At 47.8% G+C, this 538-nt stretch carries 3 tRNA genes and 1 rRNA gene; all 4 read left to right on the top strand.

The window, feature by feature from the left end:
- The first annotated feature begins 61 nt into the window (after positions 1 to 61).
- The 4 genes from rrf (at position 62) to HT703_RS11370 (ending at position 439) form a co-directional block, all read left to right on the top strand.
- A 5S ribosomal RNA gene (rrf, locus tag HT703_RS11355) occupies positions 62 to 177 on the top strand.
- Between the two features lie 4 nt (positions 178 to 181).
- Positions 182 to 254: transfer RNA gene (locus tag HT703_RS11360), tRNA-Val, on the top strand.
- 5 nt (positions 255 to 259) lie between these two features.
- A tRNA-Gly gene (locus tag HT703_RS11365) sits at positions 260 to 330 on the top strand.
- Between the two features lie 35 nt (positions 331 to 365).
- Positions 366 to 439, top strand: a tRNA-Ile gene (locus tag HT703_RS11370).
- Positions 440 to 538 lie beyond the last annotated feature (99 nt).

Consider the following 538-nt stretch of genomic DNA (forward strand, 5'->3'; position numbering starts at 1 on the left):
GAAAGCGAACGGTTTTCTTGGTTTGAATAGATATTCAATTTTGAGTAGGTATTACTCAGAGTTAAGTGACGATAGCCTAGGAGATACACCTGTACCCATGCCGAACACAGAAGTTAAGCCCTAGAACGCCGGAAGTAGTTGGGGGTTGCCCCCTGTGAGATAGGGAAGTCGCTTAGCTCTAGGGAGTTTAGCTCAGCTGGGAGAGCATCTGCCTTACAAGCAGAGGGTCAGCGGTTCGATCCCGTTAACTCCCATTTTAGCGGGTGTAGTTTAGTGGTAAAACTACAGCCTTCCAAGCTGTTGTCGCGAGTTCGATTCTCGTCACCCGCTTTGAACTTTGTTCTTTGTACCAAGTTTTTTAACTTGGGCGCGTAGCTCAGGTGGTTAGAGCGCACGCCTGATAAGCGTGAGGTCGGTGGTTCGAGTCCACTCGTGCCCATAGTGTTTAGTCCATTAGTGGGGGATTGGAATATTATCTGTTCACTAAGAAGACGCGGGCTTGTTCCTGTATAAACTATTTTGGAGGATTACCCAAGTC

This window comes from Streptococcus sp. 3874, from assembly GCF_013276425.1.
GTDB lineage: Bacteria > Bacillota > Bacilli > Lactobacillales > Streptococcaceae > Streptococcus > Streptococcus pseudopneumoniae.